Source organism: Salinibacterium sp. ZJ450 (assembly GCF_011751885.2).
GTDB lineage: Bacteria > Actinomycetota > Actinomycetes > Actinomycetales > Microbacteriaceae > Ruicaihuangia.
The window spans coordinates 1,377,368-1,394,544 of the sequence record NZ_CP061771.1; the positions used below are offsets into that span (position 1 = coordinate 1,377,368).

Annotated in this window: 19 protein-coding genes; 11 read left to right on the forward strand and 8 right to left on the reverse strand. The window is 65.9% G+C overall.

Features of this window, described 5'->3' with window-relative positions; genetic code table 11:
* Positions 1 to 243: 243 nt before the first annotated feature.
* From HCT51_RS06510 to HCT51_RS06530, 5 genes are all read right to left on the reverse strand, one after another.
* Positions 244 to 981, reverse strand: a complete 738-nt coding sequence (locus HCT51_RS06510; RefSeq protein ID WP_166872802.1) for a collagen-like triple helix repeat-containing protein — start codon at positions 979 to 981, stop codon at positions 244 to 246.
* Between the two features lie 154 nt (positions 982 to 1,135).
* Positions 1,136 to 2,212, reverse strand: coding sequence for an aminopeptidase P family protein (locus HCT51_RS06515; RefSeq protein ID WP_166872798.1), 1,077 nt, complete (start codon positions 2,210 to 2,212; stop codon positions 1,136 to 1,138).
* 402 nt (positions 2,213 to 2,614) lie between these two features.
* Complete coding sequence (locus tag HCT51_RS06520; RefSeq protein ID WP_166872795.1) at positions 2,615 to 4,123, reverse strand: PxKF domain-containing protein; 1,509 nt, start codon at positions 4,121 to 4,123, stop codon at positions 2,615 to 2,617.
* 185 nt (positions 4,124 to 4,308) lie between these two features.
* A complete protein-coding gene (locus tag HCT51_RS06525; RefSeq protein WP_166872792.1) occupies positions 4,309 to 4,818 on the reverse strand; it encodes a methyltransferase family protein in 510 nt (169 codons plus the stop codon).
* Between the two features lie 211 nt (positions 4,819 to 5,029).
* Entirely contained in the window at positions 5,030 to 5,452 is a 423-nt protein-coding gene (locus tag HCT51_RS06530) for a DUF1801 domain-containing protein (protein WP_166872789.1), read from the reverse strand.
* 113 nt (positions 5,453 to 5,565) lie between these two features.
* On the opposite strand from HCT51_RS06530, the gene HCT51_RS06535 reads away from it, so the two are divergent.
* From HCT51_RS06535 to HCT51_RS06550, 4 genes are all read left to right on the forward strand, one after another.
* Positions 5,566 to 6,705: a 3-oxoacyl-[acyl-carrier-protein] synthase III C-terminal domain-containing protein gene (locus HCT51_RS06535; protein ID WP_166872786.1), complete on the forward strand. Its 1,140-nt coding sequence runs from the start codon at positions 5,566 to 5,568 to the stop codon at positions 6,703 to 6,705.
* Entirely contained in the window at positions 6,702 to 7,403 is a 702-nt protein-coding gene (locus HCT51_RS06540) for an iron-containing redox enzyme family protein (protein ID WP_166872783.1), read from the forward strand. The genes HCT51_RS06535 and HCT51_RS06540 overlap by 4 nt, the downstream gene beginning before the upstream one ends.
* Position 7,404: 1 nt before the next feature.
* On the forward strand, positions 7,405 to 8,256 hold the full coding sequence (locus tag HCT51_RS06545; protein ID WP_166872780.1) for a DUF6999 family protein: 852 nt from the start codon (positions 7,405 to 7,407) through the stop codon (positions 8,254 to 8,256).
* Positions 8,257 to 8,355: 99 nt separating this feature from the next.
* Positions 8,356 to 8,802: an SRPBCC family protein gene (locus HCT51_RS06550; RefSeq protein ID WP_166872777.1), complete on the forward strand. Its 447-nt coding sequence runs from the start codon at positions 8,356 to 8,358 to the stop codon at positions 8,800 to 8,802.
* Positions 8,803 to 8,852: 50 nt separating this feature from the next.
* Here the strand turns inward: HCT51_RS06550 and HCT51_RS06555 are convergent, their stop codons facing one another.
* Positions 8,853 to 9,407 (reverse strand): VOC family protein, encoded by a 555-nt coding sequence (locus HCT51_RS06555; RefSeq protein ID WP_224760713.1) that lies wholly within the window; start codon positions 9,405 to 9,407, stop codon positions 8,853 to 8,855.
* Here HCT51_RS06555 and HCT51_RS06560 point away from each other — a divergent pair.
* Positions 9,406 to 9,972: a dihydrofolate reductase family protein gene (locus HCT51_RS06560; protein WP_166872774.1), complete on the forward strand. Its 567-nt coding sequence runs from the start codon at positions 9,406 to 9,408 to the stop codon at positions 9,970 to 9,972. The genes HCT51_RS06555 and HCT51_RS06560 overlap by 2 nt on opposite strands.
* A gap of 67 nt (positions 9,973 to 10,039) precedes the next feature.
* On the opposite strand, the gene HCT51_RS18850 is transcribed toward HCT51_RS06560, so the two are convergent.
* Entirely contained in the window at positions 10,040 to 10,174 is a 135-nt protein-coding gene (locus HCT51_RS18850; protein ID WP_255523550.1) for a hypothetical protein, read from the reverse strand.
* Between the two features lie 35 nt (positions 10,175 to 10,209).
* On the reverse strand, positions 10,210 to 10,977 hold the full coding sequence (locus HCT51_RS06570) for an SDR family oxidoreductase (protein ID WP_166872771.1): 768 nt from the start codon (positions 10,975 to 10,977) through the stop codon (positions 10,210 to 10,212).
* 172 nt (positions 10,978 to 11,149) lie between these two features.
* Here HCT51_RS06570 and HCT51_RS06575 point away from each other — a divergent pair, with 172 nt between their 5' ends.
* The 6 genes from HCT51_RS06575 (at position 11,150) to HCT51_RS06600 (ending at position 17,109) form a co-directional block, all read left to right on the forward strand.
* Complete coding sequence (locus tag HCT51_RS06575; protein ID WP_166872768.1) at positions 11,150 to 12,082, forward strand: NAD-dependent epimerase/dehydratase family protein; 933 nt, start codon at positions 11,150 to 11,152, stop codon at positions 12,080 to 12,082.
* Positions 12,079 to 13,008: an RNA polymerase sigma-70 factor gene (locus HCT51_RS06580; RefSeq protein ID WP_166872765.1), complete on the forward strand. Its 930-nt coding sequence runs from the start codon at positions 12,079 to 12,081 to the stop codon at positions 13,006 to 13,008. Before HCT51_RS06575 ends, HCT51_RS06580 begins: the two co-directional genes overlap by 4 nt.
* Before the next feature lie 16 nt (positions 13,009 to 13,024).
* Positions 13,025 to 13,525, forward strand: coding sequence for a hypothetical protein (locus HCT51_RS06585; RefSeq protein WP_224760714.1), 501 nt, complete (start codon positions 13,025 to 13,027; stop codon positions 13,523 to 13,525).
* A complete protein-coding gene (locus tag HCT51_RS06590) occupies positions 13,506 to 15,026 on the forward strand; it encodes a deoxyguanosinetriphosphate triphosphohydrolase family protein (RefSeq protein ID WP_166872762.1) in 1,521 nt (506 codons plus the stop codon). The genes HCT51_RS06585 and HCT51_RS06590 overlap by 20 nt, the downstream gene beginning before the upstream one ends.
* A gap of 61 nt (positions 15,027 to 15,087) precedes the next feature.
* Positions 15,088 to 15,471, forward strand: coding sequence for a nuclear transport factor 2 family protein (locus tag HCT51_RS06595; RefSeq protein WP_166872759.1), 384 nt, complete (start codon positions 15,088 to 15,090; stop codon positions 15,469 to 15,471).
* A gap of 96 nt (positions 15,472 to 15,567) precedes the next feature.
* On the forward strand, positions 15,568 to 17,109 hold the full coding sequence (locus HCT51_RS06600; RefSeq protein WP_166872756.1) for an MFS transporter: 1,542 nt from the start codon (positions 15,568 to 15,570) through the stop codon (positions 17,107 to 17,109).
* Positions 17,110 to 17,177: the final 68 nt, after the last annotated feature.

Genomic DNA, 17,177 nt, shown 5'->3' on the forward strand with positions numbered 1-17,177 from the left:
CATGCCAGTCAGCGCCCAACAATTGGTCCTGCCCGCTTAGGGATTCAGCGGGTTTCGCCCTCACATCGTCGTTGCAGCGTTGGCACGGGTAGTGGTGTGCTTCGGCCGTTAGACCACGAAACCCTCGGTCAACCCGCACAGCGCCACTTCGGGAATGTCGATTGGACATGCCGCCACTCGGGTGTCCGGAGACGTCGAGACCGGCGCCCCGGCAGTCGGGGAGCCGACGGACGGGTCGGTGGGTCAGCCCTCGGCGGGCGGCTCGGTGGGCTCGGGCGTCGGCGTGGCGCCGTCGGTCGGGGGGCCGAAGAGCGTCCAGTCGCCGGCGTCGCATTCGTAGAACGACACCGGCGTGGTGTCGATGTAGATGTCGCCGTCGGTCGTGCACGTCTTCGGATCCGGCTCGCCGACGCCGAGCAGCACCTGCGTGCCGGGCGCACCGGGTGCGCCGGTCTCACCTGTGGCGCCCGTGTCACCGGTCGCTCCGGTCTCGCCAGCGGGGCCGGTTGTGCCCGTCAGGTTCTCGGCGGCCGAGGTGCGGATGTTCCCGACCTGCGTCCAGTCGCCGTCCTGGAAGAGGTAGACGTTGGAGTTGGAGATGTCGATGTAGACGTCGCCCTCGTAGCCCTTGCCCGACTCGGGCACGCCGGTGCCGGCTCGAACCGCGGACCCGGCCGGGAGGATCTCCTTGATCGCCTCCTCGAAAGCGGCCGCGTCGATCTCGGCGGAGGTCGGCGTCGGCGTTGGCGTCGCGACCGCCTCGTTCGAGTCGACCGACCGCGCGAGCCAGGACCCGAGGAACGCCGCGACGAACGACAGCACGACGACCGCGATGCCCACCCAGATGAGCATCCCTTGCGTCACACCCGCCGGCTTCTTCTTGGACTGTGTCTCTGTCGTCGTCGCGGTCGCATCGGATGCCGGGTCCGGCGGGGTGGGCGATGCGGGAGGTGTGCCCTGCGGGTTGGCGTCGTCAGTCATGTCGTAGCCCTCCACGTCTCGCGCTCGCACTGGACCCGTGTGCGCACAGAGGGAGAGCGCGTCGCGCTCATGCTAGTGCTGCGGACCGCGTACAGAACAGGCCCCGTCCGCGAGGAAATGGGCCCGTTCTGCGAATCGCGGCGAAACGCGCCGACTACTCGACGATCCGGAGGGCGTGGTCGGTGTTGTTGAACCGCTCACCGCCGCTGTCGGTGACCGTGACGATGTCCTCGATACGCACACCGAAGCGTCCGGCGAGGTAGATTCCCGGCTCAATTGAGAAGCACATCCCGGGCCGGAGACGCTGCTCCTCACCCTCGACCATGTACGGCGGCTCGTGAGTCGTCACACCGATTCCGTGACCAGTGCGGTGGATGAACTGCTCGCCATACCCTGCCTCGGTGATCACAGCCCTGGCGACCCGGTCGATTTCCTGGCACGGCACACCCGGACGAACCGCTTCGAACGCCGCCTGCTGCGCCCGTCTCACCACCTCGTGGACCTCCCGCACCTGCGCCGACGGCTCGCCGACGCACACCGTGCGCGTCGTATCCGACCCGTAGCCGTACATGAGACCGCCGAAGTCCAGCACCACCGCATCACCCTGCTCAATCACCCGATCGCCTGCCTCATGATGAGGGTTAGCGCCGTTGGGCCCCGAGCCGACGACCGTGAAGTCAACCTGCTCATGCCCGAACTCCCGCAACAGCCGGGCCAGGTCTGCAGCCACCTCTGTCTCGCGTCGACCGGCGAATCGCAGCTTCACGATCTCGCCGTACGTCGCGTCCGCGGCGGCGCCCGCCATCGCGAGGCGGCCGAGCTCGTTGGCGTCCTTGACCGCGCGCATCATGGGAAGGCTTTGGCTGAACGCCCGGTAGCGGGTATCGGGCAGCGCCGCCTGCAGCCCGAGCAGATGCATCGCCCATGCCGAGTCGGAGAGCCCGAACCGCCCGTCCCGCTGCAGCAAGCGAGAAGCCGCCTGGTAGGGGTCCGTCCCATCGACCCAGTCGACGATCGCCACGCCAGGTGAGCCTTCGGCCGCTTCCGCATCGGGCCTCTCCAATACGGGCACGAGCAGCGTCGGGCGCACGTTGGGGCCGAGAACCAACATCGTCAGCCGCTCGGTGATGGCGGTGGGCTGGTAGCCCGTGAGCCACAACAGGTCCGGCCCTGGCGTCACAATGACGCCGTCAAGTCCCGCCCCGACCGCGTCGTCGACCACACGAGCCATCCGGGCCGCGTAGTCGTCGCTCGTGAACCTAATGGGGTTCCGATCGCATCTGTGGCTTCATCGCGCGCCTCCCTGTGCTGCCCTCTCAGGATCGCACCGCGCGCGAGCCCTGAGAAGTCTTAACGCAACGTACAACTGTCGTACTCCATGCGAACATGCCGTCGGTTGCCACGCCTCGCCGATTGGCGCGGCCCTTGCCTCGTGTCATCCCCGACCACCGGCCAGTATTTGGACGGGACTCCCGCCGGGTAACGCACATGCTCGTGTCCGTCGCTCGGGCGCAGGGAACTGCGGTACACCTTCCGTCTCGAGTGGTCATGGCTAAGTGCACTCCGCGGTCCTTCGCGAACTGGTGCGAAGGTCCGCGAGAGCGCCTTCCGGCTGCTCCGGGAGGAGTAGCCGCTACTTCAGGATGAAGTTGGCGGAGATGCTGGACCCGTCGTCGGTCGTCATAACCACGGTGAAGCATGCGCCAGGCTTCTTGGGCGTCGACCAGTTCTGGATGAACTTGCCGGCCGTGGGGTCGTAGCGAAGGCTGGTGCCGCCGGTGGAGATGAATTCGATCGCATCGGACGCGGCCGCGGCCCCGGGGCAGGCGACCGGGGTAGCCCGGAATGTGTCCACCGCTGACGTGCTGGTCAGCTCGGTGGTGCCGGCAAAGACTTCGAATTTCAGCGGCACCGTGCTGCCTCCCTTCACGGTGTTCCACACTGAGCCCATGTCGACCGGGGAGTAGAAACCGGTCGGGGTCCAAGCGAGGACGGTGTAGTCGAGCGTTGCGGTGCTCGTGTTGCCAGCGTTGTCGGTTGCGGTTGCGAGGTACGAATGGTTGCCGACGGTGCTGCCACCTCCGGTGATCACGCAGGATGCCAGGCCGGAGAGAGCATCGGACGCGTCGCAGGTCGGCGCGGCACTGTCGTCTCCGAAGTAATAGCTGGCACCCGGCCCGCCAACCAGCTCAACTGCTGGCGCCGTCTTATCGACATTGATGCCGGTGACGGTGTCTGTTTGCATGTTGCCGGCCCAGTCCGTGGCCGTACCGGTTACCGACTGCTCGGCTCCCTCGCCGAGGGTAGTGTCGCCGACGCAGCTGGCGATGCCGGAACCCGTGTCGGCGCAGGAGAAGTTGACTGCAACGTCGGTGGTGTACCAGTCATTGTCACCGTTCGGTGCGGCAGGAACCAGCACGTGCTCGATCGTCGGGACTCCGGTGTCCACGATTGTGAATGTGGCCGAGGCCCTGTCGGCCGAAAGCCCGCCGGTGTCAGTGGCGTCGCACGTGGCGACCAGCGCACCGAGACCGTGAAACAGGGTTCCGCTGAGCACCGCTGCAGTCGAGCTGGCGCCGTCTTCGGCATCCGTCACAGCGCAGGTCGCGTCGGGAACGGCACCGATTTCGTAGCTTGCGCCGTCTACAACGCCAGTCACCGCGACGGATGGCTTCGTGTTGGTGGGCGTCGGCTGGGTGACGGTGATAGGGATGAGGACCTGATTGAGGTAGCTGCCGGATCCGGCCGGGCCGGAGATGATGCTGACGGTTGCGTTGCCGCTCAGGGCGCTGCTGCTGGCAGTGAAGGTCACCGGGAACTCGATGCCGCACGCGGTGATCGACAGCGGGTCGGGGTTGGCGGTGACGCCGGCGGGAGTCACGATGTCGAGAACGAGTGGCGCTTCGCCCTGATCGATGTTGCACCCAGGATCCGCGTCGCCGCCCGAGTTGTTTCCGATCAGGCGGACACCAGCGCTGGCGCCGGTGTCGGCTCCGGCGACCAGCGTGATGCCAGTGCCGGTGTCCGCGATCGTGTCTTGAATGTTGTCCGCGTGCGCAATGCCGCCGCTGACGACAACGGCGAGAGTGGTTAGGAGGGTGATGGAGGTTACCGTGCCGGTCCGCTTCCAGATTCGGGTCATGTTTTCCCCTTCGGGCCTAATGGGCAGCCCTCGGGTGGGCTGCCATGCGATGACTGTATTGCTCGGGATGTGGTTTTGCACCCGAATCCCGTTATTAAAAGTGCTTTAAGGCGCAGGGCGAGTGGGAGAAATGCGCCAGCGAGCATGGCCGGGCCGGACGGGATGGACCCTTTTCGGGAGCGCCCTCACGCCCGCCACGGCGTGAGCCGCGGCCACCACCCCGGGACGTTCCGGCGGTAGTCGAGGTACTGCTCGCCGTAGGTACGAGTGAGGGTCGGCTCCTCGTAGCCCTTCACGAACGCGACGACCGCGGCGAGAGCGATAGCGGCGTAGAGCAGGAGCCACCAGCTGCCGAACAACAACGCCTGGCCGAGGATGATCACGAGCACCGCGAGGTACATCGGGTTGCGCACGAACCGGTAGACCCCCGTCACGACGAGCGTCTCGGTCGGAGCAACCGGAGCGGGCGTTCCGCCGTGCAGGGCGAACAGCGCAAAGGCGTGCAGGAGGAAGGCCACCCCGACAGCGATCGCGATCCAGGCGATTGGCACGACGACCCAGGCCGCGCCGCCCCAATCGTGCCACCGCCAACCCGAGATGAGCCAGGGGATGAGGCCCGCGACGACGCCGGGCGCGAGGAGCAGGAAGACGATCGTCCCAATCCAGGCGCGCGCGGGCGAGGCTGCCTGGGCCATGCGCGTCAGGCTAGCCCGATTCGTCCGAGCACGCGAGGAGGCGTAGCTTTCCAGGAATGCGCGCATCCGAGTCGTCATATCCGGCGAGAACCGCCCCGCTGCTCGCTTGACAGGCCTCTCGACGTCTCCGCTAAGGTGAGCGGATGTCGGCCATCGAGGTTCCCGATCACCGTACCGGGACCGTTCCTGCGCCGGCCTTAAGCGTTCGGCGTCAGCGCACCTGCGACCGCGTCTCGGCGAGCGAGTGCTCCAGCAGCATGCGCAGCGCGCTGCGATCCACTCCCATCAACCGAGTGAGGTAGAGGCAGACCTTGCTCGCACGGTGTTTGCCGAGCCTTGCTACGAGGTCGGGCCAGCGCTCCGAGAAATCGTTGACGAGGTAGAACGTGTGCTTCGTCGGGCCCGGCGCGAAGGCGAGCAGGGGAGAGAGGCCGCCGCGCCCGCTCTCGTAGCGGTACTCGAACTCTCCGAAACCGATGATGCGGCCCGCCCACACGACCGGCTGCTCGCCGCTGATCTCGCCGAGCATCGCGAGTAGTTCGTCGGCCTCGGCACGCCGAGGGCCCGTGGCGCGGTCGAGCACCTCCGCGACCGGCAGGTCCGACGGCGACATCGCGGGCTGCTTCGCTGCCATAGGGGTCTCCTCGCGATCGTGCTGGATAGTCCAGCGTACTGCGGCAGCGAAAGGGCGCGCCGCGACAGCGAATATCCCTCACTGAACCTGACCCTGCGCTTAGTGTCGTCACCATGGGCACTGCGACGGCGTATCTCACGGGTTTCGGCCGGTACCTTCCGGGAGATCCGGTTGACAACGATGGGATCGCCGCACGGCTCGGCGGCACCGATCCGGTCACCGAGCGCATCCGCCGCCGAATCCTCGACTCGAACGGCATCCGGCAGCGGCACTACGCGCTCGACCAGCACGGCGAGCCCACCGAGCTCAATGAGGAACTCGCCGTCAAGGCTCTCCGCGCGGCGTTCGACGATCGGGGGATCGACGCGGCCGACGTGCGAATGCTGGCGTGCGCGACCACGATGGGCGACGTGCTCGTGCCAGGCTTCGCGTCGATGGTGCACGGTCGTCTCGGCGGCGGACCGATGCAGCTGTTGTCCGCGTCGGGCGTGTGCGCATCCAGTCTTGCTGCACTCGATGCGGCCGTGAGTAAGATCCGGCTCGGCGACCATGCTCGCGCCGCGGTCGTCGGCTCGGAATTGCCGAGCCGCAGTCTGCGGCAGCGTCGTTTCGATGGCATCCGCGCCGGTATGGACTCCCACTTCCTCCGCTGGATGCTGTCCGACGGTGCTGGTGCCGTCGTCGTTGAATTCCAGCCGCACCCGAGCAAGCCATCGCTGCGCGTCGACTGGGTGCGGCAGGTCTCCCTCGCGCATGAGCATGACGTGTGCATGCGTTCCGGCATGGACGGTGCCGAGTCGACCGTCGGCAATACCTGGCAGGATGTCGGCGTCGCCGACGCCGAGGCAAGGGGCATGTTCGTGCTGCGGCAGGACGTGAGAATGCTGGACGAGCTCGCCGAGGCCGGAATTCGGCAGTTCGAGGAACTTGTTGACATCGGACTCGTCGACGTCAAACACCTCGACCACGTCATATGCCACTACAGCACGAACATGTTCCGGGATGTCGCGTTCGATGCGCTGCGCCGCCGCATCCCAACGCTTGACACCGACCGTTGGTTCTCGAACCTCGAGACCCGCGGCAACACCGGGTCAGCGAGCATCTTCATCGCCCTCGAAGAGGCCTGGCGCACGGGCCGATTCGCCCCCGGCGAGACGGTGCTGTTGGCAGTCCCCGAGTCGGGACGATTCTCGTTCGCTTTCGCCCACCTCACCGTGGTCGCCCCACCCGTTCAACAAGGAGCATCGACATGACGACCAACACGACGACCGCCCCCGCCACCATGCCGACCGCGGGCGGGGAGAGTCTTTCCGACCGGCTTGCCGACGTGTGGATCGAGCTCGAAGAGCGCCTCGCGCACGTGCCCGTGCTGAGCCGGCTCGCCGACGGCACGGTGACCATCGATGACTACAGGCGGCTGCTCTTCAACCTGCGCCAGCAGGTCGTCGATGGGTCGCCGTGGATCTCCCGGGCTGCATCAAGCTTCGACATCGACCACTTCGAGCTGCGGGCGGCGGCGATCCGCCACGCCGAGGAGGAGCACCGCGACTACCTCATGCTCGAACGCGACTATGTCGCGATCGGGGGCTCCCTCGATGAACTGCGCAGCGGCCGCAAGAACATCGGCTCCGAAGCACTCTCCGGGTACATGTTCCACTACGCGGACCGGCCGAACCCGGTCGGGCTGCTCGGCGCGATGTTCATCATCGAAGGGCTTGGCGCGAAGCGCGCCTGGGGGTGGGCCGCCAGATTCCAGGAGGTGCTCGGGCTCGCCGACAATCAGGTGCACTTCATGCAGTACCACCAAGAGGCGGACGGCGAGCACACCGGCAACCTCGAGGCGATCCTGACCTCCGGGATGATCAATGACGCGGCAGCCGACGAGATCGTCCGCTGCGCGCAGGTGGTCGCCCGGCTCTACGCGCTGCAGCTAGAAGAGCTGGACCGCTGACGTGGCGGAGTTCGTGCGCTCCGACCCCAGCATGTGGGAGGCGGTGTACGCCGATCCCTCCGTGCCCCTCGACCGCGCTGTGGTGCGGCAGATCATCGACGACCAGCGGCGCCTGTCCCGGCGGTGGCTCTACCCGATCGCGCGCGTGTTCTCCCGCGTCTTAGTCGCGCTCATCTCGATCGTCAAGCGCGTGCTCCCGTTCCGGTGGATGTCGCTGGGCACGATGGACTGGTTGTGCGTGTGGTTCCTGCGGCGGTTCGTCTCGCCCGATGCCGTCGACCTGCTCATCCGGCACTTCGTCATCGAAACCAACCTCGTCAACTTCATCATCCGCAACACACCGGTCGCGATGGAGCCTGTCACGCTGCGACCCGAGGCCCTCGCCGGGCTCGGCGACCACGCCGTCGTCGAGCACGACATCAACGTCTACGACGTGCTCATCGCCCTCGATGCGACGCCGCTAACGCGACCGGCGACGCTTAACTTCACCCAGCTCGACATCCCGCCACTCGACGCCGAACGCCAGCGCCGCCGGCTGCTCCGCCTCGACATCCAGACGGCCCTGTGCTTCATGAACATCCCTTTCTCGATGGCGCTCACGGTCGAGGAGTACCGCCGCGCGGTGCACTCCATCCGGTTCGACGACTCGTTGCTCGAGATCCTCGCGCTCGTCTGCGACGACGACACCTTCCGGCACTGGAAGGTCGGGGGACTGAGCCTCTGGATGGACTCCAACGTGGATGTGCCGCAGATGGTTTATCGTCATGCGCTCGTGTGCGAATACGCACACGCCCGCCTCGTGAAGCTGGCCGGCGGAGCCTATCCGCGCCAGACCAGCGTCGAATTCGACTGACGCGTTCGCTGTGTGAAATGCGGCCGAACGCTTGCCGTGCAAGCTACGGTTGGCACAGCCTTACCCCGCGGGGATGGGCGGACCGCCACAGGGGAGTGCATGAAAATCCAGGACAGCATCAACATCGACGCCGACCGTGCACGGGTATTCGAGGTCTTCTGCGACCTCGAGAATGCCGCGGCCAACATCGGCGCCATCACGGAGCTCGAGGTGCTCGCCGGTCCCGCGCAGCTCAACGTGGGCACCAGATGGCGGGAAACCCGCACGATGTTCGGCAAGGAGGCGACCGAGGAGATGTGGGTCACCGGGTATGAGCAGGATGCGTCCTACGTGGCCGAGGCGGAGTCCCGCGGCACCCACTATCGCAGCGAGTACCGTTTCACAGCCGAGCGCAGTGGCACCCGCGTCGACATGACCTTCGAGGGCATTCCGATCTCAATGGGCGCCCGCGCTGCAAGCATCATCGGCGTGCTGTTCGCCGGTGCCGCGAAGAAGGCACTGCACCAGGACCTGGTCGACCTGAAGCGGGTCTGCGAATCGCGCTAGGAGTCCCGTTGAGGGGCCGGACACGGTGATGCCGATGCTCGGAGCGTCGTTCAGCTGAGCTCCTCGACCAGCCCGATGATGATGCCGTCGGGGCCGCGGACGTAGCAATACCGGTAGATGTTCCCGTACTGCGCCACCTCGCCCACGAGTGCGGCGCCGTGGGTGCGTAGGCGGTCGAGGACGTCGTCGAGGACGTCGACGACGAACGTGATGCGAGGGATGCCCGGGGTGTTCATCGGCGCCCTCGGCGCATTACGGGTGGCCACCGGCGTGTGGAACGTCGACAGCTCGACTCGGCTGTGACCGTCCGGCGTCCGCACGACGGCGATGTCCGCTCGGACGCCGTCCAGCCCAAGGAGCTGGTCCACCCATTCACCCTCGACTGCTGCCTCGCCCTCCAGTTCCAGGCCCAGTTCGACAAAGAACGCGATAGCAGCCGCGAGATCCTCGACGACAACGCCGACGTGATCCATCCGGTAGATCGTCATGCCACGCAGTGTAGGCGACCGAGGATTCTCGCCACTGACGAACACCGCGCCGGCCCCGACCAGCACTACGAGCTGGGGCTCGTCGACCGCGCGCCAGCGGGCTACGGTTGGCGCCATGCGAAAACTCATAGTCCAGCAGTGGGTTACCGTCGACAACATCGCAGCGGAGGAGGACGGCGGGCTCAGCTTCGTGTCAGGGGAGCCCTTCTCCGAGACCGACACCAGTGCGTTCAAGGCAAGCGTGATGGGATTCATCGACTCGGTCGACACGATGATTCTCGGCGCGAATACCTACGCCCAGTCCAAGGACTACTGGCCGTCCGCCGACGAGCAGGGCGAGTACGGCGAGAAGCTCAACAATCTCACCAAGTTCGTCGCCTCATCGAAGCTGGATGACGCCCCCTGGGGCGATTTTTCCGCCGCCACCGTGACGCGCGACCCGGCCGCCACCATCCGGGAGCTCAAGGAGCAGAGCGGCAAGGACATCTGGCTGTGGGGGAGCTTGACACTCATGCGCTCCCTGCTGGACGCCGGCGTCGTCGACGAAGTCCAGATGCGGGTCTGCCCAGTGTCACGCGGCAAGGGAACGCGCATGTTCGAGGATCAGCAAGACCTGAAGCTGCTCGAGGCCACCCCGTTCGAAAACGGCGTGGTACTCCTGCGCTACGAGATCAAGAAGTAACCGTAGAAGCGCGCGTTACCCTTCTGTTGACTGTCGGCGGCATCGGCGACAGCAGTCAGCTATCAGGTCAGCCGCTGAACGCCTCGGGTCCGAAGCGGCCCCACGCCACGAAGGCGGCCAGAGCGAGATAGACCAGGTCCGCCACCATGAACTTGAACTCGGCGGCAAGCAGTCCGGCAACGATCCATAGAGCCAGGTTCATGAGGGTTTCTCCTTGCAGGGTTATCAGCGGCACCATCACCAGGGCACCGGGCCGTCTTCGCTGAAGAACCCGGCCGTCGGTCCGTCCGCGCCGAGCGTGGCCAGGCGTACCAATACCGTGGCGCCCTGCGCGACCGAAAGGTAACCGCTGTGGTTGTTGCTCTCCGTGTCGACGTAGCCGGGGGCGGCGGCGTTAACGAGGATGCCATCCTTCCGCAGCTCATTGGCGTACTGCACTGTCAGTGCTGTCAGCGCGGTCTTGGACGGCGAATACGCGGCCGACGGTAGCAGTGTTGCCATGGGGCCGTCCGGGTCGCTGAAAATGGTCAGCGATGCGGCGTGACTGCTGACGTTCACGATGCGCGGCGCCGGTGACCGCCGCAGCAGCGGCAGCATGGCGTTGGTCACCGCGATCACCCCGAAGACGTTGGTCTCGAACACCACCCGGACCATGTCGAGATCGACGGAGCTAGGGATCTGATCGTAGGCGTCTTCAGGTGAGACTTGCCCGGAGCCCGTGATGCCGGCGTTGTTGATTAGCACGTCGAGGTGGCCGAAGCGCTGCTCGACCTGATTCGCGGCCTCCTGAACGGTGGTCGGGTCGGTGACGTCCAGGGTGACCGCGTACGCGTCGCTGCCTACGGCGCGCAGCGCAGCAGCGGTCTCCTCGCCGCGCCGAGGGTCTCTGGCGCCGATCAGGACCGTCATTCCCAGCGCGGCGAGTTGTTCGGCAGCTGCACGGCCGATCCCTTTGTTTGCCCCGGTAATCAACGCGATCTTGTGGTGTGTGGTGTACTCGCTCACGACTAGCTCCTTCGATGGGATGGTGTGTTCTTCTCAGAACGTGTCTTCCTGCCTGTGAAACCTGAGACGAGACAGTCCGCCCCTCTGTGACATGCAGGCAGACATGTCACAGAGGGTCGGGCTGCCTCGTCTTGTCTTTCGAAGGCAGATTCTGATCAGGAAGGTGATCGTCATGCGAGTATTCGTGGCAGGTGGGACCGGAGTTCTGGGGCGGCGGCTGGTGCCGCGACTGATAGAGAGTGGACACGAGGTGACGGCTACGACGACGAGCGCGGCGAAGCTGGGTCTGCTGGAGCAAATGGGAGCTGGGGGCGTCGTGATGGACGGATTGGATGCGGCGTCGGTCGGTGAGGCGGTGGCGGCCGCCCGGCCGGACGTGATCGTGCATCAGATGACCGCGATCTCCGTGGCACACGCCGGCAAGTCGGATATGAAACACATGGATCGGTGGTTCGCCGGTACCAACCGGCTGCGTACCGAGGGGACGGACCACCTGTTGGCCGCCGCCGAGGCGACAGGCGTCGAGCATTTCGTCGCGCAGAGTTACGCCGCCTGGAACGGCATCCGGGAGGGCGGCTGGGTGAAGACTGAGCAGGACTCGGTGGACCCGATGACGGGGACGCCGGCGGAGCCTGGGATGGCTGCTCTCGGTCACGTTGAGGACGCGGTCGTCAAGGCCGGCGGTGCGGTGCTGCGCTACGGCTGGTTCTACGGGCCCGGCGCCACCGATGGCCTGGTCGAGCCCGTGCGCAAGCGGCAGTTCCCGATCGTCGGGGGCGGCACCGGCTACTGCTCGTGGGTGCATCTGGACGACGCGGCGAGCGGTACCCTGCTGGCTGTGGAGCAGCAGGCGAGGGGCGTGTTCAACATTGTCGACGACGAACCGGCCCCGGCCAGCGAGTGGCTGCCCTACCTGGCCGCGTGCGCGGGAGCGAAGCGGCCCATGCGCGTGCCCGCCTGGCTGGCCCGGCCGCTGGCCGGGGAAGTGGCGACGACGATGATGACCGACGGGCGCGGCTTCTCCAACGCCAAGGCCAAGCGGGAACTCGGCTGGAAACTGCGCTACCCCTCCTGGCGTCAAGGCTTTAAGGAGGAGCTCGCGTGATCCGGGCCGAGGAGTTCCAGGACCTGCGGCCGCTGCTGTTCTCGATCGCCTACCGGATCCTGAGCAGCGTGAGCGAGGCCGACGACGCAGTCCAAGAGACCTGGCTGCGCTACCAGGCCAGCCCGACTCAACCCATTTCGACCAAGGCGTTCCTGTGTGCTGTGGTGACCCGCATCTCGATCGATGTGCTGCGGTCGGCCCGCGTCCGGCGGGAGGAGTACGTCGGTTCGTGGTTCCCCGAGCCGTTGCTGACCGACCCGTATGAGGACCCTGAGCGCTCGGCGGAGCTGGCCGACTCGGTATCGATGGCGGCCCTGCTGCTGCTTGAGCGGCTGAGCCCACTGGAGAGGGCGGTCTTCGTGCTGCGGGAGGTGTTCGGCTTCAGCTTTCCGGAGGTTGCGTCGGCGGTGGGGCGGTCGGAGGCGGCGTGCCGCCAGCTCGCGGTGCGGGCGCGCCGCCACATGGACGCCGGACGATCTCGGTTTGAGACCGACCGTCGGGAGCGAGAAGAACTCGCCGAGCGATTCTTTGACGCCTTCAGAAAAGGGGAGGTCGACGGGCTGCGGGAGCTCCTCACCGCTGACGTTCAGATGGTCGGCGACAGCGGCGGCAAGGCCCCACTCTGGGGCAAGGGCGTCTTCGGCGCCGATAACGTGGCCCGGGTGCTGGCCGCGATCGTTCCGCCGTTCGCCCGGATCGGCGTCGTCGTGGAACTGCACGAGCTAAACGGTCAGCCGGGCGCGATCTTCCGTGACCGGGACGGCAAGGTCCTCAACGCCTTGGCGCTCGACATCCTCGACGGGCGGATCCAGACGATCCGCGCGGTGCTCAACCCAGACAAGCTCGGACATCTGGGTCCGGTCGCGGACGCCTGGGCGGTTATGCGCGAGGCGAACCAGGCCCGACGTTCCACGGGTGAACCGTAGACCGCAGGAAGGGACGATGATTCAAGACGTGGCTAGGGACGGCGGTGGCCGCTTGCCCTTCGTGGACGAGCACATGATCAGAATCGACGCCTCACGGGCCTTGGTGTGGGCCGCGTTGCGGAGCCATGTCGAGTCGTCCTTGAACCTCCGCGACCGCCATCCACTGGCGTGGATACTCGGCACCGAGCCGCGCTCCGGCTTCGCGGTGGACGCCGCAGTGCCTTCCGAACTCATGAGGCTGATCGGTCGGCACCGGTTCTCCCGTTATGCCCTCACGTTCGTGCTCTCCGGAACACCGAAAGGTCCCACACTGCTGCGCGCCCAGTCGTGCGCGGCCGTTCCCGGCCTCTACGGCCGTATGTACCGCCTTGCGGTGATCGGCACGGGTTGTCACCGACTCGCGACCCGTCACATCCTGCGGGCCATCGAGAGAAAGACCCGTCGACTCGACTTACGCGAGGTCGCACGTGCTGCCAAGCTGTTGTCGGAGGAGCTTGATGACGCGGACACATCGTAGGGAAATCGAGACGTTCGATTCGCAGCAGATCGACGGTGACACACCCTTCCGTCGCGACCTGGAACGTATCCGCTTTTCGCCGTACTACGCCAGGCTCTCGGCAGTGACCCAAGTGGTCGGCCAGACCAGTGCCGGACCTCTGGTGCACAACCGTCTCACGCACTCCTTGAAGGTGACGGCGGTTGCCCGCTCGGTCGCGGTCAAGGTGGGCGCGCTTCTCAAATCATCGCCCACTCTTCCGCCGGAGTATGTGTGCGATACCGTGGTCGCGCAGGCCGCCGCGAGCGCGCACGACCTGGGTCATCCGCCGTTCGGCCATCTGGGGGAGGACGTGCTCGACCGGCTGGCGCGGGAGTCGCTCGGCTTGCTCGACGGCTTCGAGGGCAACGCCCAGACGTACCGCATCCTCGCCACACTTGACGTGTGCCACGGGCCATCGAGGGGGCTGAACCTTACCGCGGCGACCCGTTCCGCGGTGGCGAAGTACCCCTGGACCCCGGCCGTCGACATCTCCGAACTGGATGCGGGAGCGCTCCCCCCGGGGCTCCGGTGGATCGATGGAGAACTGAGCGTGCGGAAGTACTCGGCGTATTACCTCGACGCCTCCGATCTTGCGGACGCGCGCACGGCCTCGCGTGGTGTGTTGCCGTTGCAACAGTCTCTGGAGGGTTCGGTGATGGACATTGCAGACGACATCGCCTACTCGATTCACGACATCGACGATTTCCACCGTGCCGGGCTGCTCAGCCATTGGGCGGTCGCGCGCGAGTTCCGGGAATGGATCAGTCATGCCGCGGAGTTCGGCGCCATGTACGAGGGTCAGCTGCTCGCCCGACGCGCCCGATCCGGGAGCGCGCTCGAGTTGTTGCGGAGGAAGCTGCGGCGGGACGACCCGTGGATCGCCGACGATGATGCCTTCGTGGATGCGGTGAACAACGTCGCCGACGATCTCGTCAGCGGGCTGCTGGCCGAGGCATTCGACGGCTCGATCGCATCCGAGCGGGCACTCTCGTCGTTCACCAGCCGTTGGATTCGTCATTTGCAGGGCTCCGTCGTGCTCGCGCCAGCCGACAATCCTCGGACGGGTCTTGTCACCCTGGATCGGCTGGCATGGCACGAGGTCGAGGTACTGAAGTTCGTGCACAGGCACTTCGTGCTCAATCGGTCAGACATCGCGATGTATCAGCGAGGGCTGAGCAGAGTGCTCGTGCGCGCGGTGAAAGGTCTGATGGCCTGGTTTGAGGATCCGCACGACCAGTACCGGGTACCGCTCAGGCTCAAGGAGCTCGTCGAGATCGCCACGGACGGGTATGACCAGCTACGTCGCAGCCCGCCCGACGACGGCACGCCACCGATCCTCCCGGGCGATGAGCGCCGGCTTGGAACGGGCCGGGGCGTGCTCGACTATGTCGCGTCGCTGTCTGATGGACAGGCGATGGCCGTCTCCGAGGCTATCGATGGTCGCCCGGACCGACTCTGGGACATCGGGAAGAGTTTGTAATCGACGGCACGACAATGGCGACTATGGAGCAGTCGTGGGGAACGGCCGATACTGTTGGCGCGTGACTGACCATGAGATCGTTGCCCTCGGTGCAGCCGAATCGCGCTTTCAGGATGCCCTTCGGCGAAACGACATCGACGAATTGGATGGCCTACTCCACGACCACGTGCGTTTTCTCGGGCCGGATGGGCTGACGATCGACAAAGCGGCAGATATGGCGGCACACCGGTCAGGTTCGCTTGTCTTTACCGAGGTGCACGAGTTGCAGCGCGACGTGCAAGTGTTCGACTCGGTGGGGATCACCCGCGTGACGCTTCACCTTGCGGGCAAGGTCGGTGGCGAACCACTTGACGCCCAGCTTGCCTACACCCGCACTTGGCACAAACAAGGGGCTGCCTGGACCATCGTCGCGGCGCACGGCTCAGTCGTGCCACAACGCGACTAGTCGCCCGCACTCGCCGAGCAGGGTTGGCATTGCGCATCTCATCAGTCAATTATGATTATGCAATCATATTGTTCTGATTGTTGAAAGAAGCTGCCTGTGGCCTCCGTTTCCACCCGTCCCGGAACTGACGTTCCGCCCTCAACGCGCAAGGGCAATCCCGCGCTCACCCTGATCGCCGTGTGCTTCGGCCTGTTCATGGTCGGGCTCGACTCCACCGTCGTGCACATCGCCAACCCGGCCATCCAGGCAGATCTCGGCGCCACCTTCGGCGAGCTGCAGTGGATCATCAACGCCTACCTGCTCGCGCTAGCCGTCTGCCTCATTCCGGCAGGCAAGCTCGGTGACCGCTTCGGCAGCAAGAAGATGTACATCCTTGGTGTCATCCTCTTCGGCATCACCAGCGTCGCGATCGGCCTTGTTGGAAGCATCGAAGGCGTGCTCGTCTTCCGTGCTCTGCAGGGTGTGAGCGCGGCACTGCTGATGCCGCAGACGATTGCTCTGCTCCGGTCTACCTTCCCGCGTGAGAAGTTCGGCATGGCTGTGGGCATCTGGGGTGGCGTGTCCTCGGTGTCCATCGCCGGCGGCCCGCTCGTGAGTGGTCTGTTGGTGCAGAGTCTGGGCTGGGAGTGGGTCTTCTATATCAATGTCCCCATCGCGATCCTCGGCGTCGTCATGGCCGCCATGGTCATCCGTGAGACGGCTGTCGAGAAGGATGGCGGCATCGACATCCTCGGCATCATCCTGCTGGCCGGCGCGCTGTTCGCCGTCGTCTTCGCAGTGGTTCAGGCTCAGAGCTGGGGCTGGGGGAGTGCTGCGACCATCGGTGTTTTCGCCGCCGCCGTCGTGCTGTTTGCGCTGTTCGTGATCGTCGAGAGCCGCGTGGCGAACCCGCTCATCCCGCTGGGCCTCTTCAAAACGGCCGGCGTCAGCGTCGGTGGCCTCGTCTTCCTGGCGAACTTCTTCGCGATCCTCGGCGTCACGTTCCTGTTGACCCTGTTCCTGATGAACTCGCTCGGCAACGGCACCGCCACGGCGGGGCTGATGATGCTGCCGATGAGCGCTTTCGCGATCCCGTCCGCACCCATCGGCGCGCTGCTCACCTCGAAGATCGGCCCCCGCAAGGTCGCCGCCATGGGTCTCGGCCTGATGGCGATCGGACTCGCGATGCTGACGCTGGTCGACGTTGACACGTCCTACTGGCTGATGGCCATCCCGTTCGTGATCATTGCGTTCGGTTCCGGCTTCGCCATCCCGTCGGGCGCGGACCTCATCGTCGGCGGCGCGCCGGTGCACCTTGCCGGCGTGGCCAGCGGTTTCCAGACCACCTGCATCCAGGTTGGCGGCGCCATCGGCACCGCCGTTCTGTCCGCGATCGTCGCCGCCCAGGTGATCCCCGCCGTGGGGGCGACCACACTTCCCGCAGACGCGGTCGAAGCGGCATCCGCCGGAGTGGTCTTCGAAGGATTCCCGAGCGTTAACGGGGCCTTCATCGACGGCATGCAGATCGGGCTATGGGTCGCCGCGGCCCTCTGCACGGTTGTTGCCGCCCTGGTCATCATCGCGGTGCGCGAGCCTAAGCGCCACGACTTCGAGACGGTGCTCGAGGAAACCGTCGAAGGCGAAGCCGGCCACCTCTAACCTGCAACGTGAAGGCCCCTCCTCGCTGAACTGCTCCCCGAGAGATGGAACTGAATTTCTCAGTCCAA